The sequence below is a fragment of the Mycobacterium sp. UM_Kg27 genome (genome assembly GCF_000972905.1).
In the GTDB taxonomy this organism is placed as follows: Bacteria; Actinomycetota; Actinomycetes; order Mycobacteriales; family Mycobacteriaceae; genus Mycobacterium.
The window spans coordinates 1-270 of record NZ_JRMM01000367.1; the positions used below are offsets into that span (position 1 = coordinate 1).

Consider the following 270-nt stretch of genomic DNA (forward strand, 5'->3'; position numbering starts at 1 on the left):
CCTGGGCCACGATCTTGTCGATCTTGGCCGCCAACCGGCTCACGGTCAGCGACGGCCACCGCAGCACCTGCGCCACCAACTGCGCATCCACCTCCGCCAGCACCTGCCGGTCTGTGATCAACCCGGTGCGATACACCATCGTCTGAAACAACCGGATATCAATGTCACCGGCCTTGAACAACTCTGCCACCTGCGGCAACCGCTCCCGCATCGCCCGGGCATAGTGCAACCGACTAGCCGCTAAGCCCTGACTGATCCGCAACGCCGCCG

The 270-nt window shown here is 64.1% G+C and carries 1 protein-coding gene; it reads right to left on the bottom strand.

What is annotated here, in order from left to right:
- Positions 1 to 270: DUF222 domain-containing protein (locus LI94_RS21670; RefSeq protein WP_152664914.1), on the bottom strand; the 270-nt coding region annotated here is incomplete at both ends.